This is a genomic window from Aerococcus viridans (genome assembly GCF_001543285.1).
Taxonomy (GTDB): Bacteria; Bacillota; Bacilli; order Lactobacillales; family Aerococcaceae; genus Aerococcus; species Aerococcus viridans.
Genome location: NZ_CP014164.1, coordinates 1,677,954 through 1,693,663, shown reverse-complemented (window position 1 = coordinate 1,693,663; position 15,710 = coordinate 1,677,954). Strand labels below are relative to the sequence as shown.

At 40.7% G+C, this 15,710-nt stretch carries 15 protein-coding genes; 9 read left to right on the top strand and 6 right to left on the bottom strand.

What is annotated here, in order from left to right:
- The first annotated feature begins 106 nt into the window (after window positions 1–106).
- The 4 genes from AWM76_RS08005 (at window position 107) to AWM76_RS07990 (ending at window position 3,499) form a co-directional block, all read left to right on the top strand.
- Window positions 107–862: a YveK family protein gene (locus AWM76_RS08005; RefSeq protein ID WP_039935882.1), complete on the top strand. Its 756-nt coding sequence runs from the start codon at window positions 107–109 to the stop codon at window positions 860–862.
- A gap of 11 nt (window positions 863–873) precedes the next feature.
- On the top strand, window positions 874–1,623 hold the full coding sequence (locus AWM76_RS08000) for a CpsD/CapB family tyrosine-protein kinase (protein ID WP_003143012.1): 750 nt from the start codon (window positions 874–876) through the stop codon (window positions 1,621–1,623).
- A gap of 190 nt (window positions 1,624–1,813) precedes the next feature.
- On the top strand, window positions 1,814–2,242 hold the full coding sequence (locus tag AWM76_RS07995; protein WP_003143011.1) for a PPC domain-containing DNA-binding protein: 429 nt from the start codon (window positions 1,814–1,816) through the stop codon (window positions 2,240–2,242).
- Window positions 2,243–2,395: 153 nt separating this feature from the next.
- Window positions 2,396–3,499: an LLM class flavin-dependent oxidoreductase gene (locus tag AWM76_RS07990; protein ID WP_003143009.1), complete on the top strand. Its 1,104-nt coding sequence runs from the start codon at window positions 2,396–2,398 to the stop codon at window positions 3,497–3,499.
- Window positions 3,500–3,852: 353 nt separating this feature from the next.
- Here the strand turns inward: AWM76_RS07990 and AWM76_RS07985 are convergent, their stop codons facing one another.
- The 3 genes from AWM76_RS07985 to proB form a co-directional block, all read right to left on the bottom strand.
- Complete coding sequence (locus AWM76_RS07985; protein ID WP_039935881.1) at window positions 3,853–4,851, bottom strand: asparaginase; 999 nt, start codon at window positions 4,849–4,851, stop codon at window positions 3,853–3,855.
- Between the two features lie 97 nt (window positions 4,852–4,948).
- A complete protein-coding gene (locus AWM76_RS07980) occupies window positions 4,949–6,217 on the bottom strand; it encodes a glutamate-5-semialdehyde dehydrogenase (RefSeq protein WP_003143005.1) in 1,269 nt (422 codons plus the stop codon).
- Window positions 6,218–6,309: 92 nt separating this feature from the next.
- Window positions 6,310–7,113 carry a glutamate 5-kinase gene (gene proB / locus AWM76_RS07975; RefSeq protein ID WP_039935880.1) on the bottom strand — a complete coding sequence of 268 codons (804 nt, stop codon included), beginning with the start codon at window positions 7,111–7,113 and terminating at the stop codon, window positions 6,310–6,312.
- A 159-nt stretch (window positions 7,114–7,272) separates the two neighbouring features.
- Between proB and AWM76_RS07970 the strand changes: the two genes are divergently transcribed.
- On the top strand, window positions 7,273–8,298 hold the full coding sequence (locus AWM76_RS07970) for a M15 family metallopeptidase (protein ID WP_003143002.1): 1,026 nt from the start codon (window positions 7,273–7,275) through the stop codon (window positions 8,296–8,298).
- Between the two features lie 88 nt (window positions 8,299–8,386).
- Here the strand turns inward: AWM76_RS07970 and AWM76_RS07965 are convergent, their stop codons facing one another.
- Window positions 8,387–9,640: a diaminopimelate decarboxylase family protein gene (locus tag AWM76_RS07965; protein WP_003143000.1), complete on the bottom strand. Its 1,254-nt coding sequence runs from the start codon at window positions 9,638–9,640 to the stop codon at window positions 8,387–8,389.
- 494 nt (window positions 9,641–10,134) lie between these two features.
- Between AWM76_RS07965 and AWM76_RS07960 the strand changes: the two genes are divergently transcribed.
- Genes AWM76_RS07960 through AWM76_RS07950 form a run of 3 tightly spaced genes read left to right on the top strand, consistent with a single transcriptional unit; the run spans window position 10,135 to window position 12,838 of the window.
- Window positions 10,135–11,097: an ABC transporter substrate-binding protein gene (locus tag AWM76_RS07960; RefSeq protein ID WP_003142999.1), complete on the top strand. Its 963-nt coding sequence runs from the start codon at window positions 10,135–10,137 to the stop codon at window positions 11,095–11,097.
- A 22-nt stretch (window positions 11,098–11,119) separates the two neighbouring features.
- On the top strand, window positions 11,120–12,019 hold the full coding sequence (locus AWM76_RS07955; protein ID WP_003142998.1) for an ABC transporter permease: 900 nt from the start codon (window positions 11,120–11,122) through the stop codon (window positions 12,017–12,019).
- Between the two features lie 15 nt (window positions 12,020–12,034).
- Window positions 12,035–12,838 carry an ABC transporter ATP-binding protein gene (locus AWM76_RS07950; protein WP_003142997.1) on the top strand — a complete coding sequence of 268 codons (804 nt, stop codon included), beginning with the start codon at window positions 12,035–12,037 and terminating at the stop codon, window positions 12,836–12,838.
- A 335-nt stretch (window positions 12,839–13,173) separates the two neighbouring features.
- On the opposite strand, the gene trhO is transcribed toward AWM76_RS07950, so the two are convergent.
- Window positions 13,174–14,142 carry an oxygen-dependent tRNA uridine(34) hydroxylase TrhO gene (gene trhO / locus AWM76_RS07945; RefSeq protein WP_003142996.1) on the bottom strand — a complete coding sequence of 323 codons (969 nt, stop codon included), beginning with the start codon at window positions 14,140–14,142 and terminating at the stop codon, window positions 13,174–13,176.
- A gap of 212 nt (window positions 14,143–14,354) precedes the next feature.
- Between trhO and AWM76_RS07940 the strand changes: the two genes are divergently transcribed.
- Window positions 14,355–14,894: a GNAT family N-acetyltransferase gene (locus tag AWM76_RS07940; RefSeq protein ID WP_003142995.1), complete on the top strand. Its 540-nt coding sequence runs from the start codon at window positions 14,355–14,357 to the stop codon at window positions 14,892–14,894.
- Between the two features lie 69 nt (window positions 14,895–14,963).
- Here AWM76_RS07940 and AWM76_RS07935 read toward each other — a convergent pair whose 3' ends face one another.
- A complete protein-coding gene (locus tag AWM76_RS07935; protein ID WP_003142994.1) occupies window positions 14,964–15,710 on the bottom strand; it encodes an amino acid ABC transporter ATP-binding protein in 747 nt (248 codons plus the stop codon).

Below are 15,710 nucleotides of genomic sequence, written 5' to 3'. Positions count from 1 at the left end.
ATCTTATTGAAAACTTAAAAACTGGTATGGTAGACTGACATAGTTATGATATTATATTCAAATAGGAAGTAAATAATATGCATTATATTTGCTCGAGGAGGACGAGATGAACGACACCCAAGAGATCTCTTTAATTGAGATACTAAATATTCTTACTGCGAATATTTGGAAGATTATTTCAACCACTGTTATTGGGATTGTATTAGCAGCTTTAGTGACATTTTTCTTAATGACACCAAAATATACATCTACAACTGATATTGTTGTGAATAACGCTGCTACCGCTACTACCGAAAATACAATCACTCAATCAGGATTACAAGCGAACTTGACACTTTTAAACACTTACCAATCATTGGTAAGCCGTCCATTAGTGCTTGACCCCGCTATTGCAGATGTACCTGAAGCAGAAGGTATGACGGCCGCTGAATTAGCAGAAAACGTGACAGTTTCTATGGATTCAGATTCATTACTATTTACCATTTCTGTAGAAAATGAATCACCTTATGTTGCTGCTAACTTAGCCAACGCAATTGCTGTATCTTTCTCCGAAGTTGTACAACAAGTATTACAAGTAGAGAACGTTTCGATTGTAACCCCAGCTGAACCTGGTCAATCGCCAACTTCACCAAATGTCATTTTAAATATCATTATTGGTGCATTATTAGGATTAATCGTCGGTGTTGTATGGCAATTAGTCAATGCAATGTTAGATAATTCAGTTAAGAGCAGTGATATCGTTGAAGAGCTTGGTTGGACTTTATTAGGAACTATTCCACAAATGGATAAAAGTAAAGTTGAAAATACGCGCTTCAAAGGTAATGCAGTCAAAGATGGTTCTAGAAACCGTCGTCGTGTCTAGGAGGTTCAATTTTGTTTAAGAATAAAAGAAAACATTTTGACAAGATGAATGCAGAACAACGCCGAGGCGCTAGTTTAATTACTGTTACGCAACCAAATGACGTCATTTCTGAATCTTTCCGTCAAATTCGTACGAATATCCAATTCTCAATGGTTGACCATGATTTTAAATCAATCATGTTCACATCATCTGGTGTTTGGGAAGGTAAATCAACTGTTACAGCCAATACTGCTGCTGTAATGGCGCAACAAGGCTTGCGTGTCTTATTAGTAGACGCTGATTTACGTAAACCAACAGTAGCCAAAACATTCAATATCAACACAACTGTTGGTTTGACAAGTTTACTAACAGACCGTGATGCAAGCATCATGGATACTGTAAACTATGTTGCGGATGCAAATATTTACATTTTAGCAGCTGGTCCAATTCCGCCAAACCCATCTGAACTACTAGGTTCAAACCGCATGGCTGAATTAATCGGCGAATTAGAAGAAATGTTTGACTTAGTTATTTTTGATACACCACCGATCCTAGCTGTTACCGATGCACAAGTTGTTGCAACGCGTGTAGATGGCGTGATTGTGGTTGTTCGTTCAGGAATTGCTAACAAAAACGAAGTACGCAAAACAAAAGATTTATTGGACGTGGTGAATGCCAACGTGATCGGTGCCGTATATAACGGTGAAGATGCCAATAAATTAGGCTACGGTTATGGTTATGGCTACGGTTATGGCTATGGTCAAAGCGAAACAAGCAAATAATAGATTTCAAACTAAGGGATAGGCTTTCGGGGCTATCTCTTTTTTGTACTTGAGAATCGGTTTAGTCAAGACGGCTAGGGATTTCGATTGGTTTTTGGTATGGCTTTTGATAATGCTTTAGAATCTAGGTGTGTTATCCTAATTGAAGGAGTAAAATAACTTGTGAATTTCGGCAAAGGAGAATGTACGAATGGATTATAGACGATTTGGTGATGTGTTAGTTGTACGACTTGATAGAGGTGATGAGATTATTACTACCTTGGCAGAATTAGCTAAGCGTGAGAAAATATCTTTAGCAACTGTTCAAGGGATTGGCGCTTGTGACCAGGTGAAATACAGCCTATACAATGTGGCAGAGCGTTCATACAGTCCTAACGAATTAAGTGAAGAGTTAGAGCTAACTTCATTGAACGGCAATATGTCGATGATGGACGGCGAACAATATAACCACCTACATGCTACGTTTGGCCGTGCAGATGGGTCAGTAGTTGGTGGCCACTTAAACGAAGCCATTATTTCAGGTACTGGAGAAATTTTTGTTCATATGATTTCTGGGGAAGTGGAACGGTCGAAAGACCAAGCAGAAACCGGTTTGAACTTGTTCGATTTCAATAAATAAGATCTTTGTGCGTCTGATTGGAAAATGAAGATCATCTTACTAACAGAAAATTGCCTAACTAACAAATTGTAAGCTGATTTCTTGTGTTAATTCGGATTTGAAATTATAATAGCGCTATCTAAAAATATATTCAAAAATGAACGGAGAATAACGATGACAACAATGAAAGAGAAGTTTGGTTTTAAACCAAATGAAGGCTTGCAATTTGGCCTGTATTCTTTAGGTGACTATGCCCCAAATCCACATACCAACCAAGGGGTAGGGGAACAAAAAAGAGTTCAAGAATTAATCGAAACGGCTCAACACGCTGAACAAGCGGGCTTAGATATTTTTGCCCTTGGTGAATCTCATCAAGAACACTTTGTCTCTCAAGCCCATGCAGTCATTTTAGGGGCCATTGCCCAAGCGACGAATAAGATTAAATTATCCTCTTCATCAACTGTTGTATCGACATCTGACCCGGTTCGAATTTACGAAAACTTTGCGACTTTAGATTTAATTTCTGACGGGCGGGTTGAATTAGTAGGTGGTCGTGCCTCTCGAATTGGTTTATTTGAGCTGTTAGGTTATGAATTACGCGACTATCAAGAATTGTTCGAAGAAAAATTTGAGTTATTAAATTACATCAACCAGCAAGTTGAAAAGGGTGAAAAAATCTCTTGGGAAGGGCAATTCCGCCACCGTTTAAACCAAGCAGAAATTTTCCCTAAACCAAAAAATCACTTTATTCCAATTTGGCGGGGTGTAGGTGGGTCACCAGCTTCTGCAGTGAAAGCAGGGCGTGCGGGTATCCCGATGGTCCTAACGACTCTAGCTGGACCAGCGATGGCCTTTTATCCAGCTGTAGAGGCTTACCATGAAGAACTAGCGAATCTTGGTATAGACCCAACAACTTATCCGTTAACAACAGCTAGCCCTATGTATATTGCCCCTACAGGTCAAGAAGCATTGGCAGAGTTTTACCCACATGTGAAATCATCATTCTTACATTCAAATGGCTCTATTTTCCCTAAGCAGCAATTCGCGCAGTCAAGATCTGTTCAAGATACGATGATGGCGGGCAGTCCAGAAATGATTGTTGATAAATTGCTTTATCAATATGAAGTTTATGGTATGGACCGGTACATCGGCCAAATTGATATGGGTGGTGTTCCGATAGATAAAATCAAACGAACCATTGATTTACTAGGTGAAAAGGTCATTCCTGAAGTGAAGAAGTACACCAAAAAAACTAGTGTAGATCAACAATTGCAATAGAAAATAACAAGGAGCTGAATATCACCAATTCAGCTCTTTTTCTTTATTCAAAAAATACAGACCACTATTAAAACCGCTATCTTTTTGCCGTATCATTTTCATTGTAAGATCTTACAACAATATTTGCAAAGCAAATATTCAAATAAGGTTGACGAAAATGGGATTTGTGCGTCACCTAATGATGTACAAGGATACGATAAAGAATTGTACGTGGTTCGTTCTTACACTTATGAAGACAGGCAAGGAAATAAATAAGGATAAATCTACCAATAAATCTAAATCGATCAAAAAATACCTAAATAAATAAAAAAGGTGCACCCAACAATCTTGAAAGGATGCACCTGCTTTATTTTTTATTTCAGATAGTCATAATCAATAGGTCTTTGAATCATAGCTTTGAAATGGTCAAAATCTGCCGAATTCCCAAGCGCCCACATAGCCTTCATAACTAGGGCTTCGCTGGTGATATTCGCTGTTTCAATAATATGCTTTTCCCCTAAAATTGACTGACCAACTGCATAGACCTCATAATCAGAACCTTCCATTGGTACTTGAGTGGTTAAAATCACATATTTTCCTTGGTTAACGGCTGCCCGAATTTGCCCTGCATAATCAAGAGCTGTCAATTGCGGAATCCCACCAATCCCAAAACCTTCAATAACGATGACATCCACCAACTGACAATAGGCTTCAATGACTTGAGCTGGAAGGCCGGGCGTTAATTTAATCAAGCCCACGCGCGGATTCAGTTGGTTGTAGAATTTAACTGGCCCTAAATCACTAGATTGATTTAAGATAGGTAAAACCCTTTGTGACCGGACAACTGCCCGGTTGGCGAAATCGATGGTTTGGAAAGCTTGGTAAGACCGAGACCGGACTTTGCGCGACCGGGTGCCCAGTAAAACCTCCCCGTGGAATACAATCGATACGGCATAGGCCTGGTCAGAAATGGCATAGGTTACGGCGTCTAGGATATTTTTCACGCCATCATTACCAATTTTTGATAGGGGCACTTGTGACCCAGTAAAGACAATTGGTTTGGTGCTGTTTTGAACCAGGTAAGATAAAGCAGCCGCCCCGTAGGCCATGGTATCTGTCCCGTGCACGACAACAAAGCCGTCATAGGCCTCGTATTGGTCCTGGATAACTTGGGCCATCTGCAGCCAATTTTCCGGTTGCATATTGGTTGAATCGATAGACAATAGGTTGACTGCCTCATAAGTAAAATCTAACCCAGAAGATGCTAGGATTTCAGTCAGTTCTTGGTTGATAGTCCCGGCAACAAGCCCGTGGTCGGAATCCTGAGCCGAAATCGTCCCACCAGTCAGTATAAATAAAACGCGCTTGGTCATGAAATGCTCCTTATTAAAAATATTTACGCCCATTATACCACGAAAAAGCGTACCAGAAAGAATCTCCGGTACGCACGTTTCTGTTATCATATGATGATTACTGACGGATTTGCCCATCGCCATAAATCACATATTTATAAGTCGTTAAGGCTTCAATCCCCATTGGTCCGCGGGCATGCAATTTCTGAGTCGAAATCCCTATTTCGCCACCAAAACCAAATTTATCGCCATCTGTAAAGCGAGAAGAGGCGTTAACAACCACCGCAGCAGCATCAATATCATCCACGAATTGACGGGCTACCGAGTAGTCTTTGGTTACAATCACTTCTGTGTGGGCAGATGAATAAGTTTGGATATGTTCAACAGCTTCATCATAGCCAGAAGTTACCTTGACCGCAATTTCATAAGCCAAGAATTCCGTTGCATAATCTTCCTCATTGACAGGTAGGATATCGATTTTCCCTTGCAAGATTTCCCGCGTTCTTTGGTCTCCGTGCACTACAACCTTGTCTGCTTTAAAGGATTCAACGATTTGTGGCAAAAAGGCTTCCGCGACTTTTTCGTCGACTAATAGGTTTTCTAAAGCATTACATACTGAAACCCGCTGTAGCTTGCCATTTTTCAAAATGGCTAAAGCTTTATCTAAATCAGCCGCTTCATGCACGTACAGGTGGTCGTTTCCGATGCCTGTCTCAATTGTTGGCACAGTCGCATTTTTCACGACATTTTGAATCAAGGCTGCACCACCACGTGGAATTAAGACATCCAAGTATTGGTTCATTTGCATAAATTGAGTCGCTAAGGCCCGGTCAGGATTGTCGATCAAGTTGACCGCATCTGTTGTTACGCCAGCTTCAGATAAACCAGCTTTAATGGCCTCAATAATGGCCAAGTTGGATTGAATCGTTTCGCTACCCCCACGTAAAATGACCGCATTACCGGCTTTAAAGGTTAGGGCACTAGCGTCTGCTGTTACATTTGGACGTGATTCAAAAATAATCCCAATAACTCCAAGTGGTACACGTTTCTTCCCAATCTCAATGCCATCTTCAGTAAACCACATTTCATCCGTTTGCCCGATAATATCCGGTAAATTCGCCACCTTTTCAAAACCAGCGGCCATATCGTTAATCCGACTTTCTGTTAAAGTCATCCGTTCAATAAAGCTTTCGGGGCGTCGACCAGCCTTTCGTGTATTTTCAATATCAGCCTGGTTAGCCGCTAAAATAGCCGCTTGCTTGGCACGCAAGGACTTGGCCATTGCTAATAAAGCCGCATTTTTTTGTTGGCTTGGCAATTTACCTAATTCTCGTGAAGCCACCTTTGCAGCTTTACCAAGATTCACTAAACCTTGTGCATCAATCATGTCCGTACCTCCATTACATTAGAATAATGAGTATTTTCTCATTGTGTTCATTAATTATATCCATTTCTATTGAGAAAGGCTATTAGATTCGTTTAATTAGGCAAGAAAAGTGTCCCAACTGATTCGCCTTTAACTAAGTCTAAAATCTGCATAGGATCTTCTGATGACATAATTACCGTCATTTGTCCAGATTTTAAAGATTCATTAGCAGCTGTCAATTTCGTTTCCATTCCACCAGTTGAAAAAGCAGAAACATCGCCTTTAGCCATATCCAATAAGTCGTCAGTCACCTCATGCAAGACATCAAAGCGAACCGCATCAGGATTTCGCTTCGGATTGTCATTATAAAAGCCGTCTACATCTGTTAGGAAAATCAACAAGTCCGCATCCATTGTGGAAGCAACCAAGGCAGATAGGGTATCGTTATCACCAAAACGGGTTTGGTGGTCCATTTCATCAACTGCTACCGCATCGTTTTCATTGATAATGGGTAAGATTTTTTGTCCTAATAAGGCATTCATGGCATTTTTGTAGTTGTTGTAAGAATCCGGGAAGTCGATAATGTCCCGTGTTAACAAGATTTGCCCGATAAATTGGCTGTAGTAGTTAAATGACCGACTATATAAATTCATCAAAGCCACTTGTCCAACAGCGGCAGTTGCTTGCTGTGATGCCATATCGGTAGGTCGGCTAGTTAAGCCCATTTTGACAGAACCAACACCAATCGCACCCGAGGTTACAAGAATCACTTCCTTACCTTCTTGAATTAAGGTAGAAAGGGCCAAAGCTAGGCGGTCAATCCGGTTATAATTGATTTGATTTTGACTATTCAAAAGAGAATGTGTCCCAATTTTCACAACAATTCTCTCTGCGCTTAAAATTCCTTCACGATTCATCTCATTCATCCTCATCTAAAAATTTTGTATATTAAAATTAGTTTTACTCTTTTTTAATCGAATTGAAATCTCACTCTGTTATTATAGCATAGAGGACCTGTGATTTTTAGGCAGGTAAAAGAGAAATGGGAAAAATGAGGAGTGACTCAAGTGCCAAAAATGAATATCAGTATATTTAACAAGGCCTACATCGCCGTCGTCTTGGCCTTTATTTTAGTGCTTGCTACCTATGATATCAGCTACAGTAAGACCAACGCCGAAACAGAAACCACCACAAACCAGCCCACAGATACAAAAACCACCGAAGAAAGTGCCTCTGCAGCCTCTTCAGATGATGAGAAAAAGGCTGAAGCACGTAAAGCTGAGTTGGCAGAAACCATCACCACACCGGTTGCATCAAACGGCACAACCGATGAAGAAGCCAGTCAAATGGCCGAATATTCAGCCGACTATGCAGATGATATCCAAGCTTATTCTGTGAAGGATATTGCAACAAATGTAGCTGCTGCGCTGCAACTGGACGAAACTGCAGCCTTAGCCGAGTTGCTGACAGACCTACCTAAAGAAGTTGATGTAGATTCAGCACAATATCAATTAGTCAATAAACTTAACCCATTACTTACCGAACCAGTGATGGAATTCGCTTATGCAAGTTCAGGTAAACCCTATAACGCAGCGATTACAGATGCTTATACTGCTTTGATTGATGCAGCAGCAAGTGCCGGGTATACCTTGTCGACAATTTCTGCTCACCGGACCATTGCTTATCAAGCACAAAATGTGGAGAATGGTTTTCAAGATTACTTAGCTCAAGGCTATTCAGAATCAGAAGCGCGTGACCTAACAAATGATTATTTTGCACCAGCAGAAGCCAGTGAACATTCAACTGGACTAGCCTTTGATTGGTTAGGCACTGAATGGACAGGGATAGGTGGCAGTTTAGATGAGGCTTATGCAGACCAACCATCAGCTCAATGGCTCGCAGAAAATGCCCAAGATTATGGCTTTATTTTACGGTACCCACAAGGAAAAGAGCAGGTAACGGGGTATAGCTTTGAGCCATGGCACTACCGTTATGTTGGTGTAGAAGCTGCGCAATATATCACTAAGTATGACATCACATTAGAAGAATTCTTAGCCCTAGTAAACTATCAAACAGCATTAACTGAAGAAGGCTTAGTTTAAAGGGCTGACTTAATTGTTCACAAACTAAAAGAATAAAGCAAAAAGCGCCCAAACATCATGTTCGGGCGCTTTTTGCTGGATATATTTTTTAGAAATTAAAGTCCATAGTTGCGAAGTAGTCTTCTGGTGTTTCAGGACGACGGATTTGTTTAAATGTGCCGTCTTCTTTTAACATGACTTCTGCTGACCGTAATTTGGCGTTGTATTGGTAACCCATTGAGGCACCGTGGGCACCTGCGTCGTGGATCCAGATGTAGTCGCCAATGTTTGTTTTGGGTAATTGACGGTCGATAGCGAATTTATCGTTGTTTTCACATAGACCACCTGTTACATCGTATGTTTGGTCGGCAGTTTCGTCTTCTTTGCCTAAAACAGAGATGTGGTGGTAAGCACCGTACATTGCTGGACGTAATAGGTCAGAGGCAGATGCGTCTAATCCTATGTAGTCTTTGTAAGTGATTTTTTCATGTAGGACTTTGGCTACTAAACCACCGTTTTCAGCTAACATCCAACGACCTAATTCGGTAAATATGGCAACATCGCCCAATCCAGCTGGTTCCATGATGTCTTCGTATGCTTGGCGCACACCGTCACCGATGATGTCGATGTCTGCAGGTGTTTCTTCTGGTTTGTAAGCCACCCCAACACCACCTGATAGGTTGATGAAGGTGATATTTAAATCAGTTTGGTCTTTTAATTCAACCGCTAATTCAAATAATGTACGTGCTAATTTTGGATAGTATTCGTTTGATGTCGAACCGGAAACCAAGAATGAGTGGATACCGATGTTTTTCACGCCGTAGTCTGCTAATTTTTGGAAGGCTTGGCGGGTTTGTTCTGGTGTCATACCGTATTTGGCGTCACCAGGGTTGTCCATGATGCCGTTCGCAACTTCGAATGTCCCACCTGGATTGTAACGGATACAAACAGTTTCTGGAAATTCGCCTACGTGTTCTTTGAAGAAGTCGATATGCGTGATGTCGTCAAAGTTAATGATCGCACCAAGTTCAGCTGCTTTTTTGAAGTCAGCTGCTGGCGTTACGTTAGATGAGAACATGATATCGTGGCCTGAGAAACCAACTTTGTCGGCTAATACAAGTTCTGTATAAGATGCACAGTCGACGCCCATGCCTTCTTCCTGCATAATTTTCAATACGTGTGGATTTGGGGTGGCTTTAACAGCGAAATATTCATGGAAGTTAGGGTTCCAAGAGAAAGCTTTTTTCAGACGACGACAGCGGTCTCTGATACCGGCTTCGTCGTATAAATGGAATGGAGTAGGGATTTCAGCAGCAATTTCTTCAATTTTTGATAGGTTGGTAAATGGACGTTTGTTTTGCATGAATTGTTGTCTCCTTTAAATTTAATCTTACTCTCATTATGAAGAAAAAGGGTGGTTTATGCAAGTTTAGAATCCTTAACTGGTAACGACCTTATAAAAAAAGCAATAATATGAAAAATCTATGTGAATTGGCTTGACAATTTTTTTAATTAAATCTATGATAATGCTATTGAAAGACGCAACTTGATGAATGACAGCCATATTCGAGGGGATTTATTGATGAAAACGAACAGCCTACATACGAATAATCGCTTTTACTTTAGCTATTTTAGGTAGTTTGTATTTATGAAATCTGTTTTAGATCATAGATACAAACGTCAGTAAACAACTGAACCGTATCTATGATGGCTAAACATTTTGTTGCGTAACAAGTGGCCACGTAGAGATAAAATCTATTGTGGCATAGCTAGATATTTTAGCGCTATAAGCACCTATTTAGATTTTATCTGGATAGGTGCTTTTTTCTTTGGATTGATTGTAAAGGGGAGTAAATAATGAAAAGATTGAGCTTAAAGAAAGGCTTGGTAGCTTTAGTAGCTAGTTTGGCGATTTTTGTGGCTGGCTGTGAGAATGCTGAAGACAATGGCATTTTAGATATCGGTATTTTGTCAATTATGGACCACAATTCCTTAAATGATGCGGAGCAAGGTTTTATTGATGGGATGACTGAACTGGGTTATGAAGAGGGCGTTGACGTGGTTTACCACCGGATGAATGCCCAGGGTCAGCAAGCCAACTTGTATCCAATGGCAGGACAATTGTTGAAGAATTCTGAGCTGGTTTTAGGTATTGGAACGCCAACGATTCAGGCACTAGCCGTGACGGAAGAGGAGAAACCACTCCTTTTTACAGCCGTAACTGACCCTATAACAGCAGGTTTGGCGGAATCACTAGAGGGTTCGGGCCGAAATGTGACGGGAACAAGCGACCAGATGCCGGTTGAGAAGCAAGTTGAGCTCTTAATATCGATTAAACCTGAAGCGGAAAATGTTGGCATCATCTACAATACGGGTGAGGTCAACTCGCAAATTCAAGCAGAACAAGCTGAAGCAGCCATTGTAGCGGCTGGTAAAACGCCAGTCATTCGTACGGTCACCTCGACTAATGATGTACAACAAGCCTTGAATTCTGTGATGTCAGAAGCGGAATTGTTATATATTCCAACAGATAATATCATGGCAGGGGCAGCGTCAACGGTTGGTGCGGTTTCTGAACAATACCAAGTGCCGGTTGTTGCTGGCTCAATTGACCAAGTGGAAGATGGTGGATTAGCGACTTATTCATTAAACTACTACGAATTGGGCCGTCAAACAGCTGAAATGGCAGCACGTGTAATTGAAGGTGAAGATCCTTCGACCATGCCGATTGAGCAAGCGGAAGAATTAGAATTATACGTAAATGAAGACATGGCGGAAGCGCTGGGCATCGATCCTGACAGCATCCAAGTGGCAGAATAAAGGGAAGAGAGAGGATTTTAACATGAGTGTTATTTTAGGCAGTATATCAGAAGGATTGTTATGGGGATTATTGGCGATGGGGGTTTACTTAACTTACCGAATCCTAAATGTGGCCGATATGACAGTGGAAGGGTCGTTTTCTTTAGGGGCAGCCTTGGTATCACGGTTAATTTTTGAATTTGCCATGGAACCTTGGATGGCCACCTTACTATCATTTATCATTGGGGCAGCTGCTGGACTAATCACTGGTTTATTGCATACGAAATTGAAAGTACCAGCTTTGATTGCATCTATCATCACCATGACTGGTTTGTACTCTATTAACCTACGTATTTTAGGTCAAGCCAACTTGCCATTATTAAGTCAAAATACCTTGGTCACTCAAATGCGTCAAGTGATTGAAGACAAGACTTTAGCAGTTATCGTTATTGGTTTAATCGTTGTTGTAGCCATCGTGGCCTTACTGAAATGGTTTTTTGATACGCAAATTGGTTTAGCCATTCGTGCTACAGGTGATAACTATATGATGAGTGAAGCCAACGGGATCAATACAGACTGGACAAAGATTATCGGCTTCATGGTAGCCAATGGATTAGTTGGTTTATCAGGTGGTTTATTAGCGCAAAATAACGGCTATGCAGATGTCAACATGGGGGTTGGGGCAATGGTTATCGGTTTAGCCTCAGTAGTCATTGGTGAAGCCATCGGGAATAACATCACCTTTGTTAAACGCTTATTAGCGATTGTATTAGGGTCAATCATTTACCGCTTACTATTACTATTGGTATTAGAACTAAACTTCAATCCAAACGACGTCCGTCTATTCTCAGCCTTAATCCTAGCCGTAGCGCTTGGGGTACCAGCTGTTCGTCAACACGGTAAAAAAGTCATGAAAAACTCAATCACAACCAAAGAAGCATAGAAAGGAGATTGACCAATGACTAGCGTATTAACATTACAAAATATACATAAAACATTTGAAGCTAAAACACCAAACGAAAACCACGTATTAAAAGGAATCGACCTAAAGGTGGAAAAAGGTGATTTCATCACCGTTATTGGGGGTAACGGGGCCGGAAAATCGACTTTCCTAAATGCCATTGCCGGTTCGCTGTTGGTAGACCAAGGAACTATTAAAATTGAAGATAAAGACGTGACTAACCTAAATGCCAACAAACGGGCAGGCCTAGTATCACGCGTATTCCAAGACACACGGATGGGAACTGCTAGCCGGTTAACTATCGAAGAAAACATGGCTATTGCAGACCGTCGCGGACACTCATTTGGATTTGGACGAGGGGTCAACAACAAGCAACGTGAAGAATTTAAAGAAGCCTTGAAACTATTGGACTTAGGTTTAGAAAATAGATTAACTGCTGAAGTTGGCTTGCTTTCTGGTGGACAACGTCAAGCATTAACATTATTGATGGCAACTTTGAAAAGGCCAAAAGTCTTACTATTAGATGAGCATACAGCCGCCTTAGACCCTAAAACGTCGGACATGGTTTTAAAATTAACTGAAGAAGTGATCCAACGAGACCAATTAACAGCCTTGATGATTACACATGATATGGAACAAGCCATCCAAATGGGTAACCGCCTGTTGATGATGGACAATGGTCGCATCTTGATTGATATCTCTGGTGAAGAGAAGAAACAATTAACCGTACAACAATTATTAGACATGTTCAAAAAACAATCAGGACGTGCATTAAACGATGACGCTTTAATACTAGGATGAGAGCGAGACCGTTCAGCTCAATAATGATGGGAGTCTAAGGCAGTACCACACGCAGTGTGGTGCAACTTAGGCTGAAGTGGACTTGAACTGGTCGAGCAAACTCGACTTGATTGAACCCATGCAATTGTAGTTTAGAAAGTCTTCGACCATTATGATATAAAATGATCTTTCATAAATGTTGGGGATGATTCAAAATCATCAGTATAAATTAGATTGTAGTGGTTAGGCCCACTAGCTCACCAAGGTGTGATGATGGACTCATCATGAATAATATCCTCTTTCTGTAGACGCAAAAAGACCGCCAGGGTTTTCCTAGCGGTCTTTTGATTTCTAAATTAGGCTTCTACGGTTAATTGTTCACCGATTGCTGCTAAACGTGCAACGATTTCATCGTGAGACCAACCTTTAGCTTGTACGTAACGGTTGCGTGGGTGAACACGGCATTCGTGTGTACAACCACCAAGATGTTTTTCTTGGTTTTCTTCTGAAGCTAAGATTTGTTTGTTACATTCTGGGTTACCACAGTTTACGTAACGCTCACATGGTGTACCGTCGAAGTAGTCTTTACCAACGATTGATGGGTCAACGTGGTTGATTGGTACAGAGATGCGGTCGTCAAAGACGTACATTTTCCCTTCCCATAAGTCGCCACGTGTTTCTTCGTCTTGGCCGTAGTTTTCGATACCACCGTTTAATTGGCTAACGTTTTCGATACCTTCACGGATCATCCAACCTGAGAATTTCTCACAACGTACGCCACCAGTACAGTAAACAAGGACTTTTTTGTCCATGAATTTTTCTTTGTTTTCGCGTACCCATTCAGGTAATTCGCGGAAGTTACGGATATCAGGGCGGATAGCGCCTTTGAAGTGACCAAGATCATACTCATAGTCGTTTCGTGTATCTAATAAAACAGTATCTTCATCTAACATTGCTTCACGGAATTCAGCTGGATCTAAGTGGGTCCCAGATAATTCGTTAGGGTTTAAATCTTCTTCTAAGTTTAAAGAAACGATTTCTTTACGGTAACGTACGAACATTTTTTTGTGTGCGTAGTCATCCGCTTCGTTAATTTTAAACCATAGGTCAGAAAATTCTTCCATAGCATGCATGTGGTCCATGTAGCGTTCAGTTGCTTCTTTTGGACCAGATACAGTACCGTTGATCCCTTCATCACCAATTAAAATACGGCCTTTTAAGCCGATTGATTTACAGAATTGCAATTCGTCTTTTGCGAATTGCTCCGCATCTTTAATAGGTACATATTTGTAGTAAAGTAGTACCTGGAATTCGTTGTTATTCATTTATTATTCCTCCATCATATTGCAGGTATGACTGCGAGTTTTTACGGATTACATTATAAGGCATAAACCAGGGATAAACAAGTACTAAATTTGTTTCGAATGTCTAAAAAGTTCACAATCCTATTTTTACATTAGAAAAACATGCTATAATAGATTGGGAAATATGAATCGATTACATGAATTTTCAAGTAAATCGTGAGTAGGGGTTAGTTATGAATCATAAAGGAACCAAGACAATAGAAACACAACATCTATTGTTACGTAAGTTCAAAACAAGTGATGCCAAAGACATGTTCAAGAATTGGGCAGGGAATACGGCAGATACAGAATTTGTTACATGGGACAAGCACCAATCCGTTTCTGATAGTAAGAGTATTTTAGAGAAATGGGATAAACGAAAGGACAGAAGTAAAACCTACAGATGGTGTGTGGAAGACAAAGCTTCTGGAGAAGCAATAGGAGAAATCGCAGTGGCTGAAGTGCATAAAGACACCCAGGCTGCAGACTTAACCTTCTGTATGGGTCAAGCCTATAAAGACCAGGGGTTGGCCAAGGAAGCCTTAGAAAATATTGTGCATTTCTTGTTTAAAGAAGTGCAAATGAACCGTTTGTCTTTTGATCAAGATAGTCGAAATGAAGCTGACAGACAATTGGCTTTAGCCTTAAACTTCGAATATGAAGGGCTACGAAAAGCAGCTTTAGCTAATAATTCAGGTATTTCGGACATGGCCTTGTATGGTGCTGTAAGATAGTGTTTAAAGTGAATAAAGAAAAAGGTATGTGATAGAAAACATCACATACCTTTTTTCTTTAACAATAAATTATAAAACTTTGTCTAAGAATTCTTTTGTACGGTTGTGTTGTGGGTTACTGAAGATGTCTTCAGGTTTACCTTCTTCAACAACATATCCGCCGTCCATGAAGATTACGCGGTCAGCTACTTCACGGGCAAAGCCCATCTCATGTGTTACAACGACCATGGTCATACCTTCTTTAGCAAGGTCCTTCATAACGTTTAATACGTCACCAACCATCTCTGGGTCAAGTGCTGATGTTGGTTCATCAAACAGCATGATGTCAGGATTCATTGCTAAAGCGCGGGCGATGGCCACACGTTGTTTTTGTCCACCAGATAAAGAGTTTGGAAAAGCTTCTGCTTTATCCGCTAAGCCTACTTGTTCTAATAAAGACAAAGCTTGTTCTTTGCTGGCATCTTTTTGTGCCTTACCTAATTCAGTTGGCGCTAGGGTAATATTCTCCAAAACGCTTAAATGTGGGAACAGGTTAAAGTGTTGGAATACCATGCCGATATTTTGGCGGGCTTTATTAATATCAATAGATTTGTCGGCAATATTTGTGCCATCTACTAAAACTTCACCACCGTTGATGTCTTCTAAACGGTTTAAACAACGTAAGAATGTTGATTTACCAGACCCTGATGGTCCGATGATACAAACTACCTCACCTTGGTTAATGGTTAAGTCGATCCCTTTAAGGACCTCATTTTTACCGAAGCTTTTCTTTAAATCATTTACAATAACTTTTGCAGTTGCTGTTGTTTCAGCCAT